Annotated in this window: 1 protein-coding gene; it reads right to left on the minus strand. The window is 39.6% G+C overall.

The window, feature by feature from the left end:
• Nucleotides 1-87: 87 nt before the first annotated feature.
• Nucleotides 88-609, minus strand: a 522-nt coding sequence (locus DDR33_RS02460; RefSeq protein WP_146198682.1) for a D-Ala-D-Ala carboxypeptidase family metallohydrolase, incomplete at its 5' end; no start/stop codon positions are given.

The following is a 609-nucleotide window of genomic DNA, read 5'->3' on the forward strand; positions in this document are numbered from 1 at the left end:
GGTTCCGTTTTCTGTTCAAGGTTACAACCACTAACTACAATACATATAAGTAAAATCGAAATAATTAGACTTTTCATTTTCATAAAATCAAAATTCAAATGGGGAATATTTATTACCTGTTACTGAACCGTCAACAATTGTTGGTGTATATATAAGGAATAAGTTATTATGTGCGGGATTTAAGTCCAGATGGACATGAGGACGTAGTCCTCCAACAGCAGTGATATCTGGATAATAAATAACAGTTTTAAACAACTTGGATTGATACGCTTGAATTGACAATTGACGATTCGATGTTCCTCTTACAGCAATATCTACGGCATCTCCAAACATATGTCTGCTAGCATTTGCACCTCCGGCCGCACGGTTGCGTGCTGCAGATCTATTGCCCGAAGTTACCTCAATCTTTTGTCGTAAATACATGGAGAACTCTGTCAATCTGTCTTTAAGTTCATCAGAAGCAATAGCATAGCCATTATAGTCAACTTCACCCGAACTCGCCCCCACATTATTCTTCTTACTATTCCCCACGAATATCGTCACGGCAAAACCACTGATCCCGGCGATCGTAGTCGGTTTCCCCTGTGCATCATAATAGAGCTTGCCAAT

Source organism: Pararcticibacter amylolyticus (assembly GCF_003130405.1).
GTDB lineage: Bacteria > Bacteroidota > Bacteroidia > Sphingobacteriales > Sphingobacteriaceae > Arcticibacter > Arcticibacter amylolyticus.